18 protein-coding genes are annotated in these 23,952 nt (G+C 67.9%); 9 read left to right on the top strand and 9 right to left on the bottom strand.

Annotated features, from left to right (window positions below; translation table 11 throughout):
• Nucleotides 1-101: 101 nt before the first annotated feature.
• On the top strand, nt 102-836 hold the full coding sequence (locus AC2YHA_RS15275; protein WP_233784171.1) for a Crp/Fnr family transcriptional regulator: 735 nt from the start codon (nt 102-104) through the stop codon (nt 834-836).
• Nucleotides 837-971: 135 nt separating this feature from the next.
• Here the strand turns inward: AC2YHA_RS15275 and clpS are convergent, their stop codons facing one another.
• The 4 genes from clpS to AC2YHA_RS15255 all read right to left on the bottom strand — a co-directional run bounded on the left by clpS (nt 972) and on the right by AC2YHA_RS15255 (nt 4,634).
• Entirely contained in the window at nt 972-1,304 is a 333-nt protein-coding gene (gene clpS, locus AC2YHA_RS15270) for an ATP-dependent Clp protease adapter ClpS (protein ID WP_233786648.1), read from the bottom strand.
• A 293-nt stretch (nt 1,305-1,597) separates the two neighbouring features.
• Nucleotides 1,598-2,299 (bottom strand): phasin family protein, encoded by a 702-nt coding sequence (locus AC2YHA_RS15265; protein ID WP_487402279.1) that lies wholly within the window; start codon nt 2,297-2,299, stop codon nt 1,598-1,600.
• Nucleotides 2,300-2,417: 118 nt separating this feature from the next.
• Entirely contained in the window at nt 2,418-4,148 is a 1,731-nt protein-coding gene (locus AC2YHA_RS15260; protein ID WP_487402278.1) for a PHA/PHB synthase family protein, read from the bottom strand.
• Nucleotides 4,149-4,187: 39 nt separating this feature from the next.
• The gene (locus AC2YHA_RS15255; RefSeq protein ID WP_233784174.1) at nt 4,188-4,634 is read right to left on the bottom strand and encodes a YybH family protein; all 447 of its coding nucleotides are present in this window, start codon (nt 4,632-4,634) and stop codon (nt 4,188-4,190) included.
• Between the two features lie 93 nt (nt 4,635-4,727).
• Here AC2YHA_RS15255 and AC2YHA_RS15250 point away from each other — a divergent pair, with 93 nt between their 5' ends.
• Nucleotides 4,728-5,936, top strand: coding sequence for an LL-diaminopimelate aminotransferase (locus AC2YHA_RS15250; protein WP_233784175.1), 1,209 nt, complete (start codon nt 4,728-4,730; stop codon nt 5,934-5,936).
• A 20-nt stretch (nt 5,937-5,956) separates the two neighbouring features.
• Nucleotides 5,957-6,733 carry a sulfite exporter TauE/SafE family protein gene (locus AC2YHA_RS15245; RefSeq protein WP_487402277.1) on the top strand — a complete coding sequence of 259 codons (777 nt, stop codon included), beginning with the start codon at nt 5,957-5,959 and terminating at the stop codon, nt 6,731-6,733.
• Between the two features lie 701 nt (nt 6,734-7,434).
• Here the strand turns inward: AC2YHA_RS15245 and AC2YHA_RS15240 are convergent.
• A complete protein-coding gene (locus AC2YHA_RS15240; RefSeq protein WP_233784177.1) occupies nt 7,435-7,926 on the bottom strand; it encodes a winged helix-turn-helix transcriptional regulator in 492 nt (163 codons plus the stop codon).
• A gap of 139 nt (nt 7,927-8,065) precedes the next feature.
• Between AC2YHA_RS15240 and AC2YHA_RS15235 the strand changes: the two genes are divergently transcribed.
• Nucleotides 8,066-8,377, top strand: a complete 312-nt coding sequence (locus AC2YHA_RS15235) for a CC_3452 family protein (RefSeq protein ID WP_233784178.1) — start codon at nt 8,066-8,068, stop codon at nt 8,375-8,377.
• A 125-nt stretch (nt 8,378-8,502) separates the two neighbouring features.
• A complete protein-coding gene (locus AC2YHA_RS15230; RefSeq protein WP_487402276.1) occupies nt 8,503-10,587 on the top strand; it encodes a RelA/SpoT family protein in 2,085 nt (694 codons plus the stop codon).
• Nucleotides 10,588-10,611: 24 nt separating this feature from the next.
• Here the strand turns inward: AC2YHA_RS15230 and AC2YHA_RS15225 are convergent, their stop codons facing one another.
• Complete coding sequence (locus AC2YHA_RS15225; RefSeq protein ID WP_487402275.1) at nt 10,612-11,091, bottom strand: DUF1440 domain-containing protein; 480 nt, start codon at nt 11,089-11,091, stop codon at nt 10,612-10,614.
• Between the two features lie 214 nt (nt 11,092-11,305).
• Between AC2YHA_RS15225 and AC2YHA_RS15220 the strand changes: the two genes are divergently transcribed.
• Complete coding sequence (locus AC2YHA_RS15220; protein WP_487402274.1) at nt 11,306-13,915, top strand: TonB-dependent receptor; 2,610 nt, start codon at nt 11,306-11,308, stop codon at nt 13,913-13,915.
• Between the two features lie 115 nt (nt 13,916-14,030).
• Nucleotides 14,031-15,416, top strand: coding sequence for a glycoside hydrolase family 140 protein (locus AC2YHA_RS15215; RefSeq protein ID WP_487402273.1), 1,386 nt, complete (start codon nt 14,031-14,033; stop codon nt 15,414-15,416).
• Between the two features lie 526 nt (nt 15,417-15,942).
• Here AC2YHA_RS15215 and AC2YHA_RS15210 read toward each other — a convergent pair.
• Genes AC2YHA_RS15210 through AC2YHA_RS15200 form a run of 3 tightly spaced genes read right to left on the bottom strand, consistent with a single transcriptional unit; the run spans nt 15,943 to nt 22,213 of the window.
• A complete protein-coding gene (locus AC2YHA_RS15210; protein WP_487402272.1) occupies nt 15,943-19,974 on the bottom strand; it encodes a glycosyl hydrolase in 4,032 nt (1,343 codons plus the stop codon).
• Nucleotides 19,975-19,994: 20 nt separating this feature from the next.
• Nucleotides 19,995-21,113: a CaiB/BaiF CoA transferase family protein gene (locus AC2YHA_RS15205; protein WP_487402271.1), complete on the bottom strand. Its 1,119-nt coding sequence runs from the start codon at nt 21,111-21,113 to the stop codon at nt 19,995-19,997.
• The gene (locus tag AC2YHA_RS15200) at nt 21,110-22,213 is read right to left on the bottom strand and encodes an extracellular solute-binding protein (protein ID WP_487402270.1); all 1,104 of its coding nucleotides are present in this window, start codon (nt 22,211-22,213) and stop codon (nt 21,110-21,112) included. Before AC2YHA_RS15200 ends, AC2YHA_RS15205 begins: the two co-directional genes overlap by 4 nt.
• Before the next feature lie 123 nt (nt 22,214-22,336).
• Between AC2YHA_RS15200 and AC2YHA_RS15195 the strand changes: the two genes are divergently transcribed.
• Together AC2YHA_RS15195 and AC2YHA_RS15190 are read left to right on the top strand one after the other, a co-directional pair.
• Nucleotides 22,337-23,500, top strand: a complete 1,164-nt coding sequence (locus AC2YHA_RS15195) for a CaiB/BaiF CoA transferase family protein (protein WP_487402269.1) — start codon at nt 22,337-22,339, stop codon at nt 23,498-23,500.
• Nucleotides 23,497-23,949 carry a MaoC/PaaZ C-terminal domain-containing protein gene (locus AC2YHA_RS15190; RefSeq protein ID WP_487402268.1) on the top strand — a complete coding sequence of 151 codons (453 nt, stop codon included), beginning with the start codon at nt 23,497-23,499 and terminating at the stop codon, nt 23,947-23,949. The genes AC2YHA_RS15195 and AC2YHA_RS15190 overlap by 4 nt, the downstream gene beginning before the upstream one ends.
• Nucleotides 23,950-23,952 lie beyond the last annotated feature (3 nt).

Below are 23,952 nucleotides of genomic sequence, written 5' to 3'. Positions count from 1 at the left end.
CGGGCCCCCGCGCAAGCACCCCTCGCCAACTTCCGCTTGATCGACTTTAATGCATTGATTCCACGGGGCTGCTTTGCATGACCCGAACGGGGGGAGCGTACGTGTTATCGAGTTGTTTCGCCGACGTATTGGGCGAGCACGTCGATCTGACGGAGGCCGAGCGGGAAGCGCTCGCCAAGTTGGAGGAGCGTCGCCGCGACGTACGCCGCGGTGCCGTGCTGCAGCGGGAGAACGAGCCCGGCGGTGAGCTCTACGTGCTCCGCCGCGGGCTGATGATGAGCTATGTGCTGCTCGACGACGGCAGCCGGCAGATCCTGCGCTTCCTGTTTCCCGGCGACGTGATCGGCGTCGGCGGCGTCATCTATCGCGAATCGCCCGAGACGCTGGCGGCGCTCAGCGACTGCACCGTCTGCCCGTTCGACCGGCACGCGCTCAGCCAGATCTTCGTCGATCATCCGCGATTGGCGGCGCTGATCCTGGTGTTCAACCAGATCGAGCGCGTCGCGCTTACCGACCGGCTTGCCGCGCTCGGCCGCACCTCGGCCAAGGCACGGGTGGCGGCGCTGATCCTCGACCTCCGCAACCGGCTGGCGATCACCGACAAGCCGGTCGGCGCCACCTTCACGCTCGGGCTGACGCAGGAGGAGATCGGCGACGCGACCGGCCTCACCGCCGTCCATGTCAACCGCATGCTCCGCCAGCTCGAGGAGGAAGGGCTGATCAAGCGCGAGCTCGGCCGCGTCACCATCCTCGACGAGCGCTCGCTGACGCGCGCGGCGAATTACGTGAACCGCTACGAAGGACTGGAGCTCGGCTGGCTGCCGCCGGCGCGCTGATCGGAGTCGGATTCGGCTAGTTTGAATCTGTTCCCCGGCGAAGGCCGGGGCCCAGTTGCGAGCGGTTTAGATACTGGGCCCCGGCCTTCGCCGGGGAACAGCTGTTTCAAGCCTGATGGATCAAACTCCAGAGGATCACGCCTTCTCCAGCGTGCACTGGAGCGGATGCTGGTTCTGCCGGGCGAAGTCCATCACCTGACCGACCTTGGTCTCGGCGACCTCGTAGCTGAACACGCCGCACACGCCGACGCCCTTCTGGTGGACGTGGAGCATCACCTGCGTCGCCTCCTCCATGCTCATGCGGAAGAAGCGCTGGAGCACGAGCACGACGAATTCCATCGGCGTGTAATCGTCGTTGAGCATCAGCACGCGATAGGGCGTCGGCTTCTTGGTCCGCGTCCGCGTGCGGGTAGCGACGCCCAGCGACGTGCCGGCGTCGCCGTCGTCGCCTTCGCTCTCGTCGGCCATCAGAATGTCAGGGATCAGGGTCACGGCATAAAAATATGGCATTCGCCAGTCCAAGGGCAAGGGGCGAGACGACGCCTGTCCGCTCGCGCCGTCGATCTGGCGAAATCGGGAATCGCGACGGATCGACACACTCGAGATGACCACTCACCATCCCCGTTCGCCCTGAGCTTCGCTCACCCTTCGGGTCGACAAGCTCGGGGCGAACGGAAGTGGGGATCAATCCGCCGATAAAAAGAAAGGGCGGCCACCCAGCGGCGGCCGCCCCTTCGGTACGCTTACTGGCGCACAGGCGCTCAGGCGGCGGTCTTCACCTTTTCGGCGGCGACCGCGAAGCGGTTGGAGATCGGCTGCGCGGCATCGCCGGCGAGCTTGATCACGGCCTCGGTGCCCTTCGACGCCTCGGCGACGGCCGAGTCGAACGAGGAGCGGAGGTAATCGCTCTGCAGCTTGAAGAAGTCGGCCGGCGACTTGACGGCGGCGAGATTCTTGAGGGTCGCGGTGAAGCCCTCGAACGACTTGCGGCCATACTCGGCGGCATCCTGGCTCAAGGCCTCGAAGCCCTTGGCGGTGATGCGGCTCGACTCGACGAGCGCCTCGACGTTGCCCTTGGCAAAGTCGTTGAACTCCTCGACGAGCTTGGTGCCCTTCTCGACGGCCGCCTTGGCGCGGTCGTTGAAGTCGGCGAACACCTTCGGAGCTTCGAACTGGGTAGCCATTACGGTGGTTTCCTTCTGCGCGGGTTCCGCGGTTTCCCCCGCGGTGGTGATGGCGGCTTGCGCCGTTTCGATAACGGGAACGGCTTCGACGATAGTCTCTTCGACCTTGGCGGCCTCGATCGGCGCCGGCTCGGCCACCGGGGCCTGGACAGCGTCGATCACGGTCGCCGGTGCCTTGGCGACAGGCTTCGCAGCCGGTGCCTTGGCACGGGTGGCTCGGGGCTTGGGGGTGTCAGCGGCCGGCGCCTTGGCGCCGCTCTTCGGACCCTTGCTGGCCATCGTCTTCTTCCGAGTCCCGGTTGTTGCTGCGGTGCACAAATACGCATTTCCGGCCAGAAATCAAGATGATTTTGTGCAGTGCAACATAGCCGTAACGACCGCCCGGAAGTGACGGATTTCAGCGGATTCGCACATACTCCCCGGGGGCATCGGCCAACGGCTCGAGCTTGCCGCGTCCCGGTATCCTGGCGCCTTTTGCGGGCACTTCGTCGCTTTCGAGTCCGCGCAGCCACGCGATCCAGTCGGGCCACCAGCTTCCCTTGGTCTCGGTGGCCCCGGCGAGGAACTCCTCGAGAGTCGCCGCGGGCCTGTCGTTGGTCCAATACTGGTACTTGCCCGCCGCGGGCGGGTTCACCACCCCGGCGATGTGCCCCGACCCCGCCAGCACGAACCGCAGCGGGCCGGAGAAATGGTGGGTGATCTTCCACACGCTCCTGGCCGGCGCGATGTGATCCTCGCGACCGGCCTGGACATAGGTCGGCACCGTCACCTTGCCGAGATCGATCGGCGTGCCGGCGATCGACAGGCTGCCCGGCAGCACCAGCCGGTTGTCGCGATAGAGATCGGTCAGATAGCTCTGGTGCCACAGCGCCGGCAGGTTGGTGACGTCGCCGTTCCAGTAGAGCAGGTCGAACGGCAGATAATCCTGCCCCATCAGATAATTGTTGGTGACGTAGTTCCAGATGAGGTCACGGCCGCGCAGCAGGTTGAAGGTCGCCGCCATGTAGCGCCCGTCGAGGAAGCCGTCGCTGGCGAGGCTCTTGATCAGCGCCATCTGGTCGTCGTCGACGAACAGGTTGAGGTCGCCCGCCTCGCTGAAGTCGACCTGCGCGGTGAAGAAGGTCGCGCTCTTGACCTTGTCGAGCTGTCCGCGCGCGGCGAGCACCGCCAGCGTCGCGGCCAGCGTGGTGCCGGCGACGCAATAGCCGATCGCATGGACGCTCGGCACGTCCAGCAGGTCGCGGATCGTGTCGATCGCATCGATCTGGCCGTCCTCGACGTAATTGTCCCAGATCACGTCCTTCATCGACGCGTCGGCCGACTTCCACGACACCATGAACACGGTGAGCCCCTGCGCCACCGCCCAGGCGATGAAGCTCTTCTCGGGCGAGAGGTCGAGGATGTAGAAGCGGTTGATCCAGGGCGGAAAGATGACGAGCGGCGTCTTCAGCACCGTCTCCGTGGTCGGCGAATATTGGATCAGCTCGTAGAGCGGGGTGCGCTTCACCACCTTGCCCGGCGTCACCGCGATGTTGCGTCCGACCTCGAACGCTTCCGGGTCGGTGTGGGTGAGCTGGCCCTTGCCGAGATCGGCCAGCATGTTCTGCAGCCCCTTGAGCAGGCTTTCGCCGCGCGTCTCGGCGATCTTCTTCAGCACCTCCGGATTGGTCGCCGGGAAGTTGGTCGGGCTCATCGCGTCGATGAAGCCCCTGGTCGCGAAACGGATCTGCTCCTTCTGCCTGGCGTCGACGCCTTCGAGCGCATCCACCCCCTTCACCAGATGCTCGGCGATGGTGAAATAGCTCTGGCGGATGAAGTCGAACACCGGCTGCTCGCGCCATTCGGGCGCCTTGAAGCGCTTGTCCCGCGCCTGCTCGGGCGTTTCGGGGAACGGCTCGGCATGGGCGGGATCGAGGAAGCGCTGCCACAGCTTCATCGTGTCCGCCCAGAAATCGGCGGAGGCGCGCAGCATCGGCGTCGGATCGAACGGCGCGGGCAGCGCTGGCGCCTGCTCGGTCGCAGCGACGCCCGCCTCCAGCATCATCTGCTGCGCACGGCCGAGCACCCATGTCCAATGCTGCATGTCCTCGAGGCTCGGCGCGGTCGGGGACGTTTCGGTATCGCTCATGCGTGCTCGGGTCTCCGGCGGCTGACGCGGGATCAGCGCTCAACCGCCCGGAATGGTTTCCATGCGTTTGATGCGCCAGCTCGTGATCTCGCCAGCCGTAACGCATGCCCAGGTCGAGGTGAAGCGGCCGGCGGTCTTGAACGGCTTGCCCTTGTCGTCCTTGCCCGACTGGGTGAAGCGGCCGTCGACCTGCCACGCGTCGCCCTGCTTGGTCGAGCTGGCGACCGTCATCGTCGCGTCGTCGATCTGCCAATTGTTGAAGCGGTCGAAATAGGCCATCACCTTCTCCGAGCCGACGATCTGGCTCTTGTCGGGTGCGACCAGCACACCGTCGGTGCCGTACACCGTCGCCAGGCTGGCATTGTCCTGGACGAGCTGGGCATTGGCATAGCGGTCGACCGCGCGGGTCAGCGTCTCGCGCCGGCAGACGGGCACATCGGCCGGGGCCGCGGCGAGCGACGCCCCGATCAGCAACATCTCCAACATCTTCCCCTCCGTTCCGCGGTGTTCGTGCACCGCATATCGCGCTATCATAGCGCAACGTCGCGCCACGCGCGACGTCAGCCGAAAGGAATGATCGTGTCCGAAGAGTTCTACCGCATCCGCCGCCTGCCCCCCTATGTCATCGCCGAAGTCAACGCGATGCGGGCAGCCGCGCGTGCGGCGGGCGAGGACATCATCGACCTCGGCATGGGCAACCCCGACCTGCCGCCGCCCCAGCACGTCATCGACAAGCTGTGCGAGGTCGCGCAGAAGCCGTCCGCGCACGGCTATTCGCAGTCGAAGGGCATCCCGGGGCTGCGCCGCGCCCAGGCGAACTATTACGCCCGCCGTTTCGGGGTCGATCTCGACCCCGAGAGCGAGGTCGTCGTGACGATGGGCTCGAAGGAAGGCCTCGCCAGCCTCGCCACCGCGATCACCGCGCCGGGCGACGTGGTGCTGGCGCCCAATCCCAGCTATCCGATCCACACCTTCGGGTTCATCATCGCCGGCGCCACCATCCGCGCAGTGCCGACCACGCCGGACGACGCCTATTTCGAGAGCCTCGAGCGCGCGATGAACTTCACCGTGCCGCGGCCGAGCGTGCTGGTCGTCAACTATCCGTCGAACCCCACCGCGGAGACCGTCGACCTCGCCTTCTACGAGCGGCTCGTCGCCTGGGCGCGCGAGAACCAGGTGTGGGTGCTCAGCGACCTCGCCTATTCGGAGCTCTACTACGACGGCAAGCCGACGCCCTCGATCCTGCAGGTCAAGGGCGCCAAGGACGTCGCAGTCGAGTTCACCTCATTGAGCAAGACCTATTCGATGGCCGGCTGGCGCATCGGCTTCGCGGTCGGCAACAAGAAGCTGATCGCGGCGATGACGCGGGTGAAGTCCTATCTCGACTATGGCGCCTTCACCCCGATCCAGGCGGCCGCCTGCGCCGCGCTCAACGGGCCGCAGGACATCGTCGAGAAGAACCGCCAGCTCTACCACAAGCGCCGCGACGTGCTGGTCGAGAGCTTCGCGCGTGCCGGCTGGGACATCCCGGCTCCGCGCGCCAGCATGTTCGCCTGGGCGCCGCTGCCGCCGGCGCTGGCGCATCTAGGCAGCCTTGAGTTCTCCAAACAATTGCTGACTCACGCCAAGGTCGCGGTTGCGCCAGGGGTGGGCTACGGCGAGAAGGGAGAAGGCTACGTGCGCATCGCGATGGTCGAGAACGAGCAGCGGCTACGCCAGGCGGCGCGCAACGTGAAGCGCTACCTCCAGTCGATGGGCGTCAACGTCCCCAACGCGCAGGCGAGCTGACGCCGCCGATCGCCACTGCGGTGGACGTGAACCTGCTCTATCCGCTGGCCGGGGTCCTGGTCGGGCTGGCCGTCGGCCTGACCGGGGTCGGCGGCGGCTCGCTGATGACGCCGCTCCTGGTGCTGCTGTTCGGCTTCCATCCGGTGACGGCGGTCGGCACCGACCTGCTCTATGCGTCGGCGACCAAGACGGTCGGGACGGCCGTCCACGGCTGGCGCGGGACGGTCGACTGGCGGGTGGTGGCCCGGCTCGCCAGCGGCAGCGTCCCCGCGACGCTCGTCACGCTGGCGGCATTGAGCCTGGCCGGCGCCCGCGACGAGGACACCGGCCATGTCATCGCGGTGGTGCTGGGCGCCGCGCTGATCCTGTCGGCGATCGCGACATTGTTCCGGGCGCCGCTGGTCGAGCGGATGCAGCGGCGCTTCGGCACGCTGTCCGGGGCCTGGCTCGCCCGCCTGACGATCCTGCTCGGTGCGGTACTAGGCGTGCTGGTCTCGCTGACCTCGGTCGGCGCCGGCGCGCTCGGCATGACGGCGCTGCTCGCCCTCTATCCGCGCGCGCCGATCAACCGGCTGGTCGGGTCGGACATCGCCCATGCCGTGCCGCTGACGCTGCTCGCAGGGATCGGTCACTGGCTGCTGGGATCGGTCGACTTCGGGCTGCTCGGATCGCTGCTGATCGGATCGATCCCGGGCATCGTCGTCGGCAGCCTGATCGCGTCGCGCGTATCGGACCGCGTGCTCGGCCCGGCGCTGGCGACGATCCTCGGCATCGTCGGTGTCCGTTTGCTGTTCTAGGGCTCCCGTCCGGACAAAGCGGCATCGTGCTCCTGCGAAGGCAGGAGCCCTAAGACGGCTTCCAAGCAGGATAGGCCCGAGGTCGCGGTGCCTTTCAATCCTCCCCCGCCAGGGGGAGGTGGCACGCGAAGCGTGACGGAGGGGGAGGAAGCACATCGATAGTGCGTCGCCGTCCTCCCCCTCCGTCAGCCTGCGGCTGACACCTCCCCCTGGCGGGGGAGGATCTTATTGAACTCCTCTCATCTCCGCTTCGCCGCGACGCCTCCCTTGCAATGTAGGATTTCGCCTGCTTGGTTCGCCCGTCCCGAGCAGCATAAGCGCCGGTCCGCTCTTTGATCCTGTCGATCTCGCTCATGCCGCGTCGCTGTCGCGCCTGTGTCGCGGCGGTGACGCGTCCGTGATGCGCCGATGTCGCGTTAGCGTCGCGATCCTGCCGCGTCAGTGTCGCGTTGGTGTCGCGTTGGTGTCGCGCCCCTGTCGCGTCGGTGTCGCGTCGGTGTCGCGCGCCTGCCGCGTCGGCGTCGCGCCCCTCTCGTGTCGGTGCCACATCCGCCCGCAAACACGCGCGGCGCGTCAATTTAGTCAACATTTTCGGAGGACGCCGACACCGGAAGGCCTCATTCGAATGAGGGTCGTTCTACCTATGACTTTCGTGACCTTCGACGGATTTCCGCGGGTTTCCGAACCCCTGCGACCGGCGCCTATTCCGCCGCCTTGAGCTGCGGGTCCTCGCCGGCGATCTCCTCCGGCAACGCCCACAACAGGTCCGTCTTCGCCAGCTCGCGCCCGTCGTGCGACAGGACATGCACCTGGCGGATCGGACGATGGTCGCGCGCGTCGACCAGGATCGGCGAGGCGGGCACCCCCGTCTCCCAGCGCTCGCCCCATTGCCTGAGCGCCACCATCGTCGGCAGCAGCGCCATGCCCTTCTCGGTCAGGCGGTATTCGATCTTGCGGCGATCGTCGGGCAGCGCGCGGCGCTCGAGGATGCCGTGGCTCACCAGCCGCGCCAGCCGGTTGGCCAGGATGTTGCGGGCGATGCCGAGCTCCGACTGGAACTCCTCGAAATGATAGAGGCCGTTGAACGACGCCCGCAGGATCAGAAACGACCAGCGTTCCCCCATCGCTTCGAGCGCGGCAGGCAGGCTGCATGCCAGGTCCCGCAGCGGCTCTCTCAGGCGGTTCGTGCCCATGGCTGCCATCCTATCGAAAAAGTCTTCTCATTGAAACCGATCGTGCTATCGCAATGCAGCAAAAGTTTTCAGTTGCAACTTACTACCGAATCATATAGGTAGCGAATCGCAACCTAGTTGCAATCCCCAGGAGGAAGTGATGGTTCGTTTCCTGTCCACCACGGCGGCCGCCGCCGCATCGCTGATGCTTGTCGCCGCGGTTCCGGCCGCTGCCCAGAGCGCCTACTACAGCGCCACCGCCGCCAATGCGGTGAAGAAGACCAGCATCGTCACCCGCAACACCATCTGGAAGTGCAAGGACACGGTGTGCACCGCGGCCAAGGCGCCCGACCGCGACGCCACCCTGTGCGTGATGGTCGCTCAGCGCGTCGGCCAGCTCTCGGCCTTCACCGTCAACGGCACCGCGTTCGACGCCGAGGCGCTCGACAAGTGCAACGCCGCGGCGAGCTGAGCTGATCCCGCATCGCGCCGTCCCTCCGCCGCTGACGAGCGGAGGGACGGCCGGCGGGCTGCAGAAGTCCGCGAAACCGCCGAAATTTATTGCAAAGCAGCAGCAGCCCGCCCCATCTAGGACGCATGCTGCGTCAGTATGAACTGGTCGACCGGGTCCTGGGCTATGACCCGCAAGCCGACGAGGCTCTGCTGAACCGCGCCTATGTCTTCTCGATGAAAGCGCACGGCAGCCAGCTGCGCGCATCCGGGGACCCCTATTTCAGCCATCCGATCGAGGTGGCGGGCATCCTCACCGACCTGCATCTCGACGATGAGACGATCGCGACCGCGATCCTCCACGACACGATCGAGGACACGGTCGCGACGCCCGACGAGATCCACAAGCTGTTCGGATCCAACGTCGCCCGCATGGTCGACGGCGTCACCAAGCTCAGCAAGATCGAGGCGCAGACCGAGAACGAGCGGGCGGCGGAGAACCTGCGCAAGTTCCTGCTCGCGATGTCCGACGACATCCGCGTGCTGCTGGTCAAGCTCGCCGACCGGCTCCACAACATGCGCACGCTCCACCACATCAAGTCGGAGGAGAAGCGCCGCCGCATCGCCCGCGAGACGCTCGACATCTACGCCCCGCTCGCCGAGCGGATCGGCATGTACGAGTTCATGAAGGAGATGCAGACGCTCGCCTTCCGCGAGTTGGAGCCCGAGGCCTATGAGTCGATCACCCGGCGCCTGGAGGCGCTGAAGCAGGGCGGCGACGACCGCATCGTCAAGATCGCCCAGGGCATCAAGACCCAGCTCTCGCGCGCGGGGATCGAGGCGGAGGTGTCGGGCCGCGAGAAGCATCCCTATTCGATCTGGCGCAAGATGAGCGAGCGCCACGTCAGCCTCGAACAGCTCAGCGACCTGATGGCGTTCCGCGCGATCGTCGAGAACGAGGAGGAGTGCTACCGCGCGCTCGGCGTGATCCACCGCAAGTGGCCGATGGTGCCGGGGCGGTTCAAGGACTTCATCTCGACGCCCAAGCGCAACGGCTACCGCTCGCTCCACACCAGCGTCTTCTACGGCGACAATACCCGCATCGAGATCCAGGTCCGCACGAACGCGATGCACCATCAGGCCGAGTTCGGCATCGCCGCCCACTGGGCCTACAAGCAGGACGTGGTCCGTCCGGACACGCAGGTGCCGTGGATCAGCGACCTGCTCGAGATCCTGGAGAACGCCGCCAGCCCCGAGGAGCTGCTCGAGCATACGCGGATGGCGATGTACGCCGACCGCATCTTCGCCTTCACCCCGCGCGGCGAGCTGATCCAGCTGCCCAAGGGCGCGACGCCGATCGACTTCGCCTATGCGGTGCACACCGATCTCGGCGACCAGGCGGTCGGCGCCAAGATCAACGGCCGGGTCGTACCGCTGCGCACCGAAATCGCCAACGGCGATTCGGTGCAGATCCTGCGCTCCAAGGGCCAGGAGCCGCAGCCCAACTGGCTCAACTTCGCGATCACCGGCAAGGCGCGCGCCGCGATCCGCCGCCACCAGCGCCACAAGCAGCGCGAGGAAACGCAGGCGCTCGGCCGCAAGCTCTACGAGGACATCCTCGCCCGCCTGCCCGCGCCGGTGAACGAGGAGGCGGTGCAGGAGGCGGTCAAGCGCCTGAAGTTCGCCGACGAGGACGCGCTGATGGAGGCGATCGCGCTGCGCAAGCTCTCCGACGCGCAGGTGATGGAGGCGCTGATGCCGGGATCGGCGGGCGACGAGCATGTCGCGCCGCCGCAGCATCATGCCATCTCGATCACAGGTCTGACGCCCGGCGTCGCCTATCAGCTCGCCGAATGCTGCCGGCCGGTGCCGGGCGACCGCATCGTCGGCATCCGCCGGCCGGGCGAGGGCATCCTGGTCCACTCGATCGCCTGCCCCGAGCTCGAGAAGAGCGAGGAGGGCGACTGGGTCGACCTCGCCTGGGGCGACAAGGCCGAGGGCGGCGTCGCGCGCATCGCCGTCACGCTCAAGAACGAGCCCGGTGCGCTCGGCGCGGTCGCGACGGTGATCGGCGCCCACAAGGCCAACATCCTCGGCCTGCGCCTCGACAACCGCGACACCACCTACCACACCAACACGATCGACCTCGAGGTGCGCAACGCCGCACACCTCACCAAGCTGCTGGCAGCGCTGCGCGCGACCGATGCGGTGAGCGGGGCGGAGCGACTTTAGCTGGTCCGGCAGAGGAGGCGGCCGCTAACGCCTTCCCACCAGCATCACCCGCGCGCCCTCCAGCACCACGCCGTAGACCAGATGCGACGCGAGCCCGTAGGCATGGACGGCAAGCGGCGTCTCATTGACCGGCTCGCTCAACCCGAGCGCCGGCACCGCCGCCTCGTCGAGCAGCGCCGCGGTGGCAATGCCATAGGCGGTACCGAAGCCGGCGCTGGCATCGGGGCGATATTCGGTGACGACGCCATAAACCCCGCCCAACACCGCGCCGACGGCGTAGTGAACGAGGTGCCCACCGGCGGCGCGGTAAGCCTTGGGCAGATGCTTGTCCGTTGCCGCCGACACCGCTTTGTCGGCTGCTCTGGCGGTCGTCGAGTCCGCCGGATCGCCCCCGGCTTCAACTAGCGGAGAAGCCTTGATCTGAAAGAACGCCATCGCCGCCGAGGCGATGATTCCGGCAAACGCCCCGGCAACGAAGCCGGCAAGGGGACGGGGCTTGGCCATGACCACTCCAGACTGATGGCGGCGGAACGCATCGCGGTCATGAAGGTGCCGAGTCGCCGTTCAAAAGGGGCGACCACGCCAGCCGCTGTCGACGTTTTCCGTTGCAACTCAACCAGATCGCCGAGCGCAAAACAGGGCTTGATCACAAAAATAGTATTATATATCTAGTTAAATAGTATTATATGCGAAACCAGAAACTCCTGGGGAGGATTGTATGCGAGTGATCACCCGTGCCCTGACCGGCGTCGCGACCCTGGCCATCGTCGGCCTGCCTGTCGCCGCTTTTGCGCAGGACGCGCAGCCTCAGGCTCCTGCCGACCAGACGGCGACGGGCCAGCCCGAAGCGGAGCAGGACATCGTCGTCACCGGCATCCGCGCCAGTCTCGAGTCGGCGCAAGGCCGCAAGCGCAACGCGAGCGCCATCGTCGACTCGATCGTCGCCGACGACATCGGCAAGCTGCCCGACGCCAACACCGCCGAAGCGCTGCAGCGCGTGTCGGGCATCCAGGTCGCCCGTGATCGCGGCGAAGGCGGCAGCGTCGCCATCCGCGGCCTCACCCAGGTGCTGACCACGCTCAACGGCCGCGCGGTCTTCACAGCCGACGGCGGGCGAAACTACAATCTGCAGGACTTCCCTTCCGAGCTGCTCGCCGGCATCGACGTCTACAAGACGCCGAGCGCCGACCTGATCGAGGGCGGCATCGGCGGCATCATCGACCTGCGCACCCGCAAGCCGCTCGACCTGGAGGATTTCACCGTCACCGGGACGCTGCGGGGACGCTATTCCGATCTCGCCGACAAGATCTCGCCGCTCGGCTCGCTGCTGGTGTCGAAGAAATGGGATACCGGCATCGGCGAGATGGGCCTGCTGCTCAGCGGCTCGTACCAGGAGCGCGCCTTCCGCTCCGACCTGATCTCGGCCGGCGCGCCCAACAAGCGCACCGACGTCATCGCCGGCCGTACCATCTACACGCCCAATGGCGATTATGAGCCGCTGATCAACGGCAAGCGCCGCCGCATCGGCCTCGACGGCACCTTCCAGTGGAAGCCGAGCGCGGAGCTCGAATTCTATGCCCAGGCGAGCTACCAGGCCTTCCGCTCGCGCCAGCAGCAGCGCGGTCTTAACAACCCGACCAACGGAATCGCGGTGGTGCCGGGATCGGTCACCACCTTCGAGGGGACCGACGATTTCCAGAGCGGCACGTTCGTGAACCTGCCGATCTCCACCTACGGCGTCCAGCGCAACACCGAGGACAAGAACCAGCAGTATTCGATCGGCGGCCGCTGGGACAACGGCGAGGCGATCCTCTCGGGCGACTTCACCTATCAGAAGTCGCGCAACGACCTCTATTATTCGGAGCTCGACCTCAAAACAGTGGCGCCGCGGGCGACGCTCGACCTCAGCGGCAGCCGGCCGTCGATGCTGTTCGAGGGCGTCGATCTGACCGATATCAACAGCTATCAGGTCGGCGCGCTGACCCGGAGCGAGAACCATTATCGCGGCGATATGTACGCCGGCCGTCTCGATGCGGAGTTCAAGATCGAGAGCCCATTCCTGTCGGGTTTCAAGACCGGCGTGCGCTATCAGAAGATGAGCACCAAGTTCACGCCGATCCGCTTCTTCCAGAACCCGCCGGCCGGCACATCGGCCAGCGCGCTCGCCGACCTGTTCGAGCCGATGCCGTTCACCGACTATTTCAGCGGCGATCCGGGCCTGGAGCATGACTATCTGACCGCGATCGCATCGCCGCTGCACAGCGACTTCGACGCGATCCGGCAGCAGATCGGCATCACCGCCCAGCCGGCGGTCGATCAGCTTTCGGTGTTCGATATCTCGGAGAAGACCATCGCCGGCTATGCCGAGATGCTGTTCAACGTCGACGGTCCGATCCGCATCGACGGCAACGTCGGCGTGCGCGTGGTGACGACCGACCTCAACGTCGACGGCCGCCAGCGCGTCAACGGCGTGATCTCGCCAGCGGTGGTCAACAACAACTACACGAGCGTGCTGCCGAGCGCGAACGTCCGCTTCCGCTTCACCGACCAGCTCCAGCTGCGCCTCGCGGCCTCGCAGACGCTGACGCGGCCGTCGTTCAGCCAGCTGTCGCCCGCGCTGACGCTGGTTCCGGCGCAGGGTCAGGGCTCGGGCGGCAATCCCAATCTGGAGCCGCTGCGCGCCGACCAGCTCGACGCCTCGCTCGAATATTATTTCTCGCGCACTGGCTCGGTCTATCTGGCCGGCTTCTACCGCAAGGTGAAGGGCTTCATCTTCACCATGGCCAACCGTCAGATCATCGATGGCATCGACTATGTCATCACTCAGCCGACCAACGGCGAGGACGGCAAGATCAAGGGCCTCGAGGTCGGCGGGCAGACCTTCTTCGACTTCCTGCCCGCGCCGTTCGACGGCTTCGGCATCCAGGCGAACTACACCTTCGTCGACAGCAACACGCCGAGCGCGATCCCGGGCTACCGCACGCCGCTGACCAACCTGTCGAAGCACAGCTTCAACCTGAGCGGCCTCTACGAGAAGAACGGCCTGTCGGTCCGCGTCGCCTACAACTACCGCACCAAGTATCTCGGCAGCATCTACGGCCTCCCGCTCGCGGGCGGCGGCAGCGAGCTGCTGCCCGTCTACACCAAGGGCTACGGCTGGCTCGACGCCTCGATCAACTACGACATCACCAAGAACGTGACCGTCACGCTGGAGGGCAGCAACCTGCTGCGGCGCAAGGAATTCACCTATTACGACGTCGAGACGCGGCCCAGCAACTACTCGATCGACGACATCCAGATCATGGCCGGCGTCCGGTTCAAGCTCTGATCCGAAGCGGCGGCATCGGGTTCCGGCCGGTGTCCGTTTCGTCATCCACTCTCCTCCACTCCCCCGCGGCTTCGGCCGCGGGGAATTTTTCGTTCTGAGGACCATGGAGATGCCGATGCTCCGTCGATTCCTGCTTGCGACCGCCCTGATCGCCTCCCCCGCCGCGATGGCCGCGGACAAGACGCCGTGGCTCCATGTTTCCGCCAACGGCCATTTCCTCGAAGCCGGCGGCAGGCCCTTCTTCTGGCTCGGCGACACCGGCTGGCTGATGCTCGGCCGCCTGAACCGCGAGGAGACCGAACGCTATCTCGCCAAGCGCGCGGCGCAGGGGTTCAACGTCATCCAGGTGATGGTGCTGCACAGCCTCGCCATGACCAGCCGCTATGACGCGCCGGCGCTGGAGAACGGCGATCCGTCGCGGCCGCGGACCACCCCCGGCGCCGATCCGGCCAGGCCCGGCGAATACGACTATTGGGACCATCTCGACTGGGCGGTCGACCGTGCCGCGGCGCACGGCCTCTACCTGGCGCTGGTGCCGTCCTGGGGATCGCTCGCCGACGCCGGCAAGCTGACGCCGGAGACCGCCGCCGCCTATGGCCGGTTCCTGGCGGAGCGTTATCGCGACAAGCCCAACATCGTCTGGCTGAACGGCGGCGACACGCCCGGAGACAAGAACACGGCGACCTGGCAGGCGCTCGGGACGGCGATCAAGACGGTCGACCGGCGGCACCTGATGACCTTCCACCCCTTCGGCCGCACCGATTCGTCCTGGACCTTCCATCAGGCGGCGTGGCTCGACTTCAACATGTTCCAGTCGGGCCACCGCAGCTATGCCCAGGAGGAGCCGGGCGCGCGCAGCGAGGACAATTGGCGTTACGTCACCGAGGACTGGGCGCGCACGCCGACCAAGCCGACCATCGACGGCGAGCCATCCTACGAGACCATCCCGCACGGCCTCCACGACGTCACCCAGCCGCGCTGGGGGGCGGACGACGTGCGCCGCTATGCCTGGTGGGCGGTGTTCGCCGGCGCGTTCGGCCACACCTATGGCGAGAACAGCGTGATGCAGATGTACGTGCCTGGGCGCGACAAGCCCGCCTATGGCGCGACGCTGCGCTGGGACGCGGCGCTCGACCTGCCGGGGGCGGGGCAGATGCGGCACCTCAAGGCGCTGATGCTGTCGCGGCCGTTCTTCGAGCGGGTGCCGGACCAGAGCCTGATCCCAGGCAACGGCGAGCGCTATGACCGCGTGCTGGCGACGCGCGGTCGCGACTATGCGATGGCCTACAGCTACACCGGCAAGCCGTTCCGGATGCGGCTCGGCGTCATCGCGGGCAAGCGGGTGCGGGCCGCATGGTATTCGCCCCGCACCGGGGAGAGCCAAGCGATCGGCGTCGTCGCCAATGCCGGCGAGCGCCGCTTCACGCCGCCGGGGACGCCGCGGCCCGGCAACGACTGGGTGCTGGTGCTGGACGATGCCGCGGTGAAACGGAGACCCTGACGGACGTCGCGCCTTGCGGCCCGGGCTCCTGCCTTCGCAGGAGCACTGGTTGAAAGGTTGACTAAATTGACGCGCGGCGCGTGTTTGCGAGCAGGTGTAGCGCCGACACGAGAGGGACGAGACACGGAGGTAACACCGACGCGACACCGAGGTAACGCCGAGGCGACATCGAGGTAACACCAAGGTAACGCCGACGCGACACCGAGGTAACGCCGACGCGACACCGAGGTAACGGCGACGCGACACTAGGGTAACACCGACGCGACGTGGACGAGATGGACGGATTCAAAGAGCTGACCAGCACCGCAACTGGGCCGGATGCTCGCGAGCCAAGCAGGCGAAATCCTACATTGCAAGCAGGATGCCGCTGCAAAGCCGGAACCAAGAGGAGTCCAATGAATCCTCTCCGGGACGGGGAGGGGGCCCAGCGAAGCTGGCGGAGGGGGTAGGCCTCAGGCGATTCGCTTGCGGTGAGCCCCCTCCACCGCCTTCGGCGGTCCCCCTCCCCGCAAGCGGGGAGGATCTGTTATTGCACCGCCACCTCGTCCGCGAACACCACCCGAACCGGCCCGAGCAGGCCGGAATCGAGCAGCGGCTCGTCCTTGGTGTAGAACAGCCACGGCGTGAAGGCGACGCGGCCGCCCGGCGGCTTGGGTTTGCCGTCCCTGTACCACTCAGGAAGCTCGGTGATCTTGCGGGCCATGATGTCGCCGGTCTTCCTGCCTTCGGCTGAGAAACGCTCGCCGATCGGCCATTCGGCGTCGACGAACCTGCCCTCCTCGGGCAGCGCCGCGTCGGCGATCATGCGGTTGGCCCAGAGGTTGGTGACGGCCAGCGACACGCTGTTGGCGCCGGGACGGACGACGTCGGTGATGTCGACGCGATAGGGTTCCTTCCAGGCGACGCCCAGGTCCTTGCCGTTGACGGTGACGCCCGACAGCACCTCGACCCGGCCGAGGTCGAGATAGACGCGCCGCCCCCTGCGCAGCAGCGACGCCGGCACGTCGATCGTGCGGGTGTAGGTGGCGGTGCCGGAGAAGTGGCGGATGCCGTCGTCGGCGTTGCGGCTGAGGCTTTCGAGCTTCGGCAGCACGGTCTGGTCCGGCGCGCCGCGGCCGGGCTGGAAGCGGACCGTCCAGGGTCCTTCGACCGCAAGCGGCGCGGGGACATCGGCCTTGAACTTGCCGCCGCCGCTGATGGTGTAGCGGCCGCTCTCCCACGCCAGCGCCTGGAGCTCGCCGTCCGCGGTACGGGTGAGCTCGGCCGGCGTCGGCGAGACGGTCGGTGCCGGCGGACCCGCCGCCGCCTCGGCAGCGATCTCCGCCGGGGTCAGCACCCGGGCGACGGTGTGTGCGGGCGTGAAATTGCCCTCGAAGAAATAGGTGACGCCGTTGGGCGAGGGCGGATCGCCGCCGCCGGCGAAGACGGTGCGGCCGCTCCGGAGGCCGGTGCGGACGAGCTTGCCGTTGAGGTAGAGGCTCGGCGTGCCCTTGTCGTAGACCAGTGCGACATGCGTCCAGCCCGCGACCGGCTGATGGCTGACCAGCACGGCCGGCACGCTGTCCGGCGACACCCGCTCGATGACGAAGGCGCCGTTGCGGCCGAGCGCGAGGCCCGCCACCGCGGTGCCATCGCCATGCATGTCGCGGCCGGAGCGGGCGGGGATGAGATAGTTCTTGCCGGTCTCGTTGATGCGGCCTTCGACCTTCTCCTCCGGCATCAGGCGCAGGTCGATGTCGGGCTTGGCCCAGAGCGATATGGTGAAGCTGTCCTGCGGTGAGGCGGGCGCTTTCGCCGGCGCGGCGTCGAGGTCGGCGAAACGTACGCCGTCCCTGGCGATCCAGTCGATGCCTCGGGCGTTGCCCGCGCGGTCGAGCATCACGAAGGTCGAGCCGGCCGGCGACAGGTCGAACGTCACGCGCGTCGTGTCGCGGCCGCTCTCGAACAGCGCGGGGCGGGTGACGGTACCGGTCTCTGCGTCCCATAACGCAGGCGCGGCGCCGCCGACACGGAAAGTGCAGGTGACCTGCTCCGCCCGGCGCTGACGGTTGGCGACGAAATACATGTCGCTCGCGGCCAGCCGGCGATGGAGCCACACCACCTGCCCGTCGGACGCGGCGGTGCGGCACTGCGCGTCGGGCGCGACGCCGATCGCGGCCAGCGCGTCGCCGACGGTGCCGGAGGCGAACACGCGCCCCTTCCCCACCCGGCGGGCGGCGGCGCCGTCGCCCCAGATCGCGTCGGTCGCGGCGCGGAAGCCGGCATCGCCGTCCTGCTTGCCCGCCAGCGTCATCGGATGCACCGGGCGCGGGCCGAGGATCGTCATGCCCCGCTCGACGAGCTCCTTGAGCTTGGCGGCGAGCGCGGGCGTCATGCTGGAGAGGGTCGCCGGCAGCACCAACAGGCGATAGCTGGCGCCGTTGGGGAGGACGATGCGGCCGTCCTCGATCCGCGCGCGGGTCAGCAGCACCTCGGCGTTGACGAGGTCGTACTGGTAGCCGGGCGGCACCTGCGGGTCGAAATACTGGCCGATCTTCGGGTTGGTGTCCGGCGACACCTGGGGACGGACATATTCGGCCTGGTTGGGGCTATCCTCGCCGACGAAATAGAGGACGTCGGCGACATAGGTGCCCTGGCGAAGCAGATATTGCGCGCGGGCGAGGTAATCCATCCACGGCTTCGCCTGGGCGAACCAGGTGTTCGAGCGGTCGAGGTTGATGCCCCATGGACCCATCACCATGCCCGGCGCGGTCTGGGGGTTGGGCTGGTGCGCGTAGCGGTGGAAGTAGATCTGGTTGAACCCCTGCGCGAACATCTGGTCGCCCAAAGTCTTCATCGCATAGGGGAAGTCCTGCCAGCGGCTGGTCTCCGCCTCGCCGGTGAAGGCCTCGGCGGCGATGACGTCCTTGCCGTAGACGTGGCCGGCGGAGGCGACCATCTTGACCGTGCGGTTGTCGGTCCAGGGCGTGCGCGACCAGAATTCGGTCATCGGCACCTGGGCGCGTCCCGAGACCTGGAGCGCATCGAACGCGCCGGGACCGTAGCCCTCGACGTGGAAGCGCAGCCCGGCGGCGTTGGCGTGCTGCTGCATCCGGCCGTAGTAATTGTCGGCCATCAGGTCGGCGAGCGTGCGGCGGAAGTCGAACAGGAAGCGGTTCGAGGCGTCGAGGTCGCCGACGATGCGGCCGGTCAGCGCCGGCAGATAGGGCAGGATGTCGTAGCCGTTGCGTTTGGCGAAGTCGGCGGGAAGGTTGGGCGTCCAGTTCTGGAGGCCCGCCTCGAAGCTGTCGATCTCGATCATGTCGAACGACTTGCCGGCGAGCGGGCCGGCCGCCTTCACCAGCCGGGCGACGCTGCTGTCGAACTGGTGGTCGACCGCGGCGGCGCTCAATTTGTCGACCTCGAGCCCGCGGCCGGAATCGGAGGCGGCGACGTTGAGGTGGCCGGTGGTGGTGTGGCCGAAGCGCAGCACCGTCCAGCGACCTTTCGGGGGCGTCCACCTGAGCGTGCCGTCGGGGTCGAGCTTGCCGGTGATGTCGATCACCTTGGCGGGGTCGATCGCGTAGCGGGCGAGCAGGTCGGTCGGATGATGCTCGACCGCGCCCTGCATCTGGAAGTCGTGCTCGCCCTTCACGTCCCACTCGTCGATGCGGGGGGTCGCGTAGAACAGCGCCTCAGCGATCCGGGTCTTAGCGGAGGGGGTGATGCGAAACTGTTTGGCGGTGACGCCGGCGAAGTTGAGCGTGCCGGGGGATTCGATCCCGCGCGCGGGACCGACCGAGACCTTGCCGATCCGCGTCCAGTCCTTACCGTCGTCGGACGCCTCGATCGTCGCGGAGAAGACCGCGTCCTTGTCGCCGTAGAGCGTCACCGCCTGCGCGGTGAACGGCGCCTTCATCGTGACGATCAGCGGCGCGTCCGGCGTGACCTCGACGCCGGTAGCGAGGTCGCGGTCGGTGAGCGTCGACGCCGGCACCGCGGCGCCGGTGCGCATCGCCGCGACGGCGTCGCGATAATGGCTCTCGTCGCCGTCCGAGGCGGGGAAGGCGACCACCGCGGCGTCGCGGTAATAGTCGCGCTTGGCATAGGGGCGGGCGAGCTTGACGGTCAGCGGCTTGCCGCCGGTGACGGTCGTCTCCGTCCACACGATCTGCTGCATCGACTGCGCCGGGGTGATCCACGGGCCGCCGCTCGACGACCAGCCCGGCGCGTTGTGGAGGCCGACCTTGAGGCCGAGCTGGTCGGCCTTTGCCGCCATGTGCGTCATCAGGTCGAGCCAGTGCGGGCTCATGTAATCGACGGGTCCCTTCGGCACGTCGCTGCTGCCGTCGAACATCAGCGCGCCGCCGAGGCCGATGTCGCGCATCGCCGCCAGGTCGGCGTCGATGCCTTCGCGGGTGACGTTGCCGTTCATCCAGAAATAGAGCGTGTCGGGCCGCGTCTCGGCGGGCGGGTCGCGGAAGGTCTCGGGGTCGGGCGCGCGGTCCTGGGCGGGCGCGGCCGCCGCGGCCAGCACCGCCAGCGCGCTGCCCATCGCCCATCGTGCCGTGCCCGCCATATCCTTCTCCTTTCGGCTTCTTACAGACCGAACTCGCGCCGGATCGCGGCGCCGTGCTGGTCGATCGCGGGCGCGCCCGCGGGGTTGCTCGCGCGCGCGCCGTCGATGCGGAGCGGGGCGCGGGTGGTCGTGATCCCGCCCGCCTGCTGGAGCAGGTCGAGACGGCGGAACGCCTCCGACGCGAGCAGCGCCGGCCAGTCGAGCACCGGTGCGCACCAGATATCGTGCGGGCGCAGCCTGGCCATCCAGGCGTCGGTGGTGTCCTCGGCGAGGCGGCCGGCGATCCGGGCCTTGATCGCGTCGCGGTCGGCGAAGGGATCGCCCGTGAGGTCGAGATCGAGCAGCGGCGCGAGCCTGGCGAGCGGCGTCATCGCCAATGCGAGCCAGCCGTCGGCGGTGCGGTACACGCCGTAGGGCGCGGCGAGATAGGCGTGGGCGTTGTCGACCGCCGCGCGCCGCGGCAGCCGGCCGCCGTCGCCGAGATGGGTGGTCAGCACCTCGAACTGGAAGTCGACCAGCACCTCGAGCAGGCTGGTCGCGACATGCGCGCCCTCGCCGCCGATGCCGCGGCGGACGAGCGCCGCCAGGATGCCCTCGACCAGCACATGGCCGGCGAGCATGTCGGCGATCGAAAGGCCGACCGGCACCGGCCCGTCGGCGGCGCTGCCGTTCAGCCACGTCACGCCGGACAGCGCCTGCACGAGCAGGTCCTGGCCGGGAAGGTCGGCCCAGGGCCCGTCCTCGCCGTAGCCGCTGATCGAGCCGACCACGAGCCGGGGATTGGCGGCGCGGAGCTGCTCCGGCCCGACGCCGAGCCGCTCCGCGACGCCGGGGCGGAAATTCTGGATCACCACGTCCGCGCGGGTCGCGAGGCGGAGCAGCGCGGCGCGATCGGCGGGCTGCTTGTAGTCGAGCGCGATGCTTTCCTTGCCGCGGTTGATCGCGTGGAACAGCGTCGAGGCGCCGCCGATGTCGGTGTCGGAGAGATAGAGGGTGCGGCAGATGTCGCCCGCCCCCGGCCGCTCGACCTTGATCACGCGCGCGCCGAGGTCGCCGAGCCGGAGCGCCGCCGAGGGGCCGGACAGGAACTGCGCCATGTCGATGACGAGCAGCCCGTCGAGCGGGCGGGCGGCGCTCATCGGCTGTCTCGGTAGAGGGCGTTGAGCGCGGCGAGCGCGGAAGTGGCGTCCTCGCCCGAGCGCAGCGCCTGGTTGAGCCGATCGGAGGCGGCCTGTTGGAAGGCCATATAGCCGTCGTGGCGGGGCCGTATCCAGGAGCGGTCGAGCGTGGCGCGCGTCCGGGCATAGAAGCCGGCGACCGGCGCGTTGACCGCTTCGTCGCCCCAGGCGCCGGCATGGGCGGGCTGTCCACCGGCGGCGGCGTAGAAGGTGCGCTGGACCGCGCCGCTCGCGACCCATTGCGCGAAGCGGGCAGCCTCGGCGGGCGCGGTGCCGAACGCCGACACCGCGATGCCGGTGCCGCCGAGGGTCGATCCGCGCGGATCGGATGCGGGCAGGTCGGCGAAGGCGATCCGCGTCGGACGGAAGCCCTGCTGGGCATAGCTCACATAGCCGTAGATCAGCGGCGCGGCGGCGATCCGGGCGTCTGGCTCGGCCATCGCCTCGAGCACGGCGATCGGGTCCTGGTCATAGGCTGCCGGATCGATGACCGCCGCCAGCTCGGCGAGCCGGTCATAGGCGGCCCGCGCCTCTTCCGGGAACAGCGCCTCGCTCTCAACCGGCAGGGTCACGCCGAGGAGCCCGCACAGCGAGAACAGCGACATCAGCGAATGCGGCGGGCGGAGCGGGATCGTCAGCCGCCCCTCCCTCGCCAACGCGACCACCGCGTCCCAGTCGCGCAGCGGCGCGTCGATCCGGCCGGGCACCCAGGCCTGCACCTGCGCGGCCGCGTCGATCGGCAGCGCCCACTGATGGCCCGACCAGTTGTAGCTCTCGTACGATCCACCGACCGATCCCGCCGCGATTCCCCGGAGCGCGTCGGGGTCGCAGAGCTCGTCGAGAGGGGCCAGGCAGCCCGCGTCGGCGACCTGGCCGACATGCGGGTGATCGATCACGATGAGGTCGTAGCGGCGCGCCAGCTCCTCCACGGAAAAGCTCTCGAAATCCTGGAGCGAGCGGCGATCCCAGTCGATCGGCTCGCCGCCGTTCGCCACCCATTCGCGCGTTGCGGTGACCAGCGGATCGAACCCGCGTGGATGGTCCCACGTCATTCCGCGCATTGCCCTCTCCCCTCGCTTCCGAAACCCGGCCCAAAACCCGGTTGACTCGCCTCCTAACGCGCCGCATAGCGCTTGGGAAGGAAATATCATATAAACATACTAATCGAGGGGATCGACACCATCATGGCCGCCGCCCAGCAGGACAGCGACCTCGTCATGCCGCTGGGCGACGTGACGGTGCTCGACTTCAGCCAGTTCCTCGCCGGCCCCTCGGCAGCGCTGCGGCTCGGCGATCTCGGCGCGCGGGTGATCAAGGTCGAGCGGCCCGACGGCGGCGACGCGGGCCGCAAGCTCTATCTCGCCGACCTCGCCTTCGACCGCGACAGCGCGCTGTTCCATGCGATCAACCGCGGCAAGTTCTCGGTCGCGGCCGACCTCAAGGATGCCGGCGATCTCGCCAAGGTGAAGGCGCTGGTCGCGCGCGCCGACGTGCTGATCCACAATTTCCGGCCGGGGATCATGGAGCGGCTCGGGCTCGGCTGGGAGGCGGTGTCGGCGCTCAACCCGCGGCTGATCTATGCCGGCGTCAGCGGCTATGGACCGATGGGGCCGTGGCGCGATCGGCCGGGGCAGGACCTGCTCGTCCAGTCGCTGTCGGGGATCGCCTGGCTCTCCGGCAATGCGGATGGGCCGCCGGTGCCGGCGGGGCTGGCGATCACCGACATGATGGCGGGCGCGCAGCTCGCGCAGGGCATCCTCGCGCTGCTGGTGCGGCGCGGCGTCACCGGCAAGGGCGGGCGCGTCGACGTCAGCCTGATCGAGGCGGCGATCGACCTGCAGTTCGAGCATCTCGCGGTCTACCTCAATCGCGGCGGCGCGATGCCCGCGCGGAGCAAGGTCGCCAACGCCAACCTCTATCTCGCCGCGCCCTACGGCATCTATGCCACCGCCGACGGCCATCTCGCCATCGCGATGTGCCCGGTCGACCGGCTGGCCGAGGTGATCGATTGCCCGGCGCTCGCGGCCTTCCCGGCCGACCGCTGGTTCGCCGAGCGGGACGCCATCAAGGCGGTGCTGCGCGACCATCTCGCGGCCCGGCCGAGCAGGCACTGGCTCGACCGGCTGGAGCCGGCCGGCATCTGGGCGGCGCCGGTCAACGACTGGCCGGGCTTCACCGCCGATCCCGCCTTCGCCGCGCTGGAGGCGACGCAGCAGGTGACGTCGCCGGACGGGGACAGGCTCACCCTCACCCGCTGCCCGATCCGCATCGACGGCCGCATCCTCGCCAATGGCCGCGCGGCGCCGCGGCTAGGAGCCGACACCGCATTGATGGACACCACCCCATGATCGTCGAGCAATATTTCGAGGACTATGCGATCGGCGCCGAGCGCACCAGCTTCGGCCGCACGATCACCGAGACCGACTTCGTCATCCACGCCGGCCACACCGGCGATTTCTTCCCGCACCACATGGATGCGGAATGGTGCGCGACGCAGGATTTCGGGCAGCGCATCGCGCACGGGACGCTAGTGTTCTCGGTGGGCATCGGCCTCACCGCCACCACCATCAACCCGCACGCGATGTCCTACGGCTACGACCGGCTGCGCTTCATCCGCCCGGTGCACATCGGCGACACGATCAAGACAGTCACCCGCATCGCCGACAAGCGCGACCACCCGAAGCGCACCACGCATGGCGTCGTCACCGAGGCGGTCGACATCCGCAACCAGCGCGGCGAGACGGTGTTGGCGTGCGAGCACCTCTACCTCGTGCTGCGCCGCGAGCCGCTGGCCTGATCC

The organism is Sphingomonas sp. SRI_018 (assembly GCF_057586275.1).
Note: the sequence above shows the minus strand (reverse complement) of the source record. Positions and strands in the feature narration are given on the sequence as shown.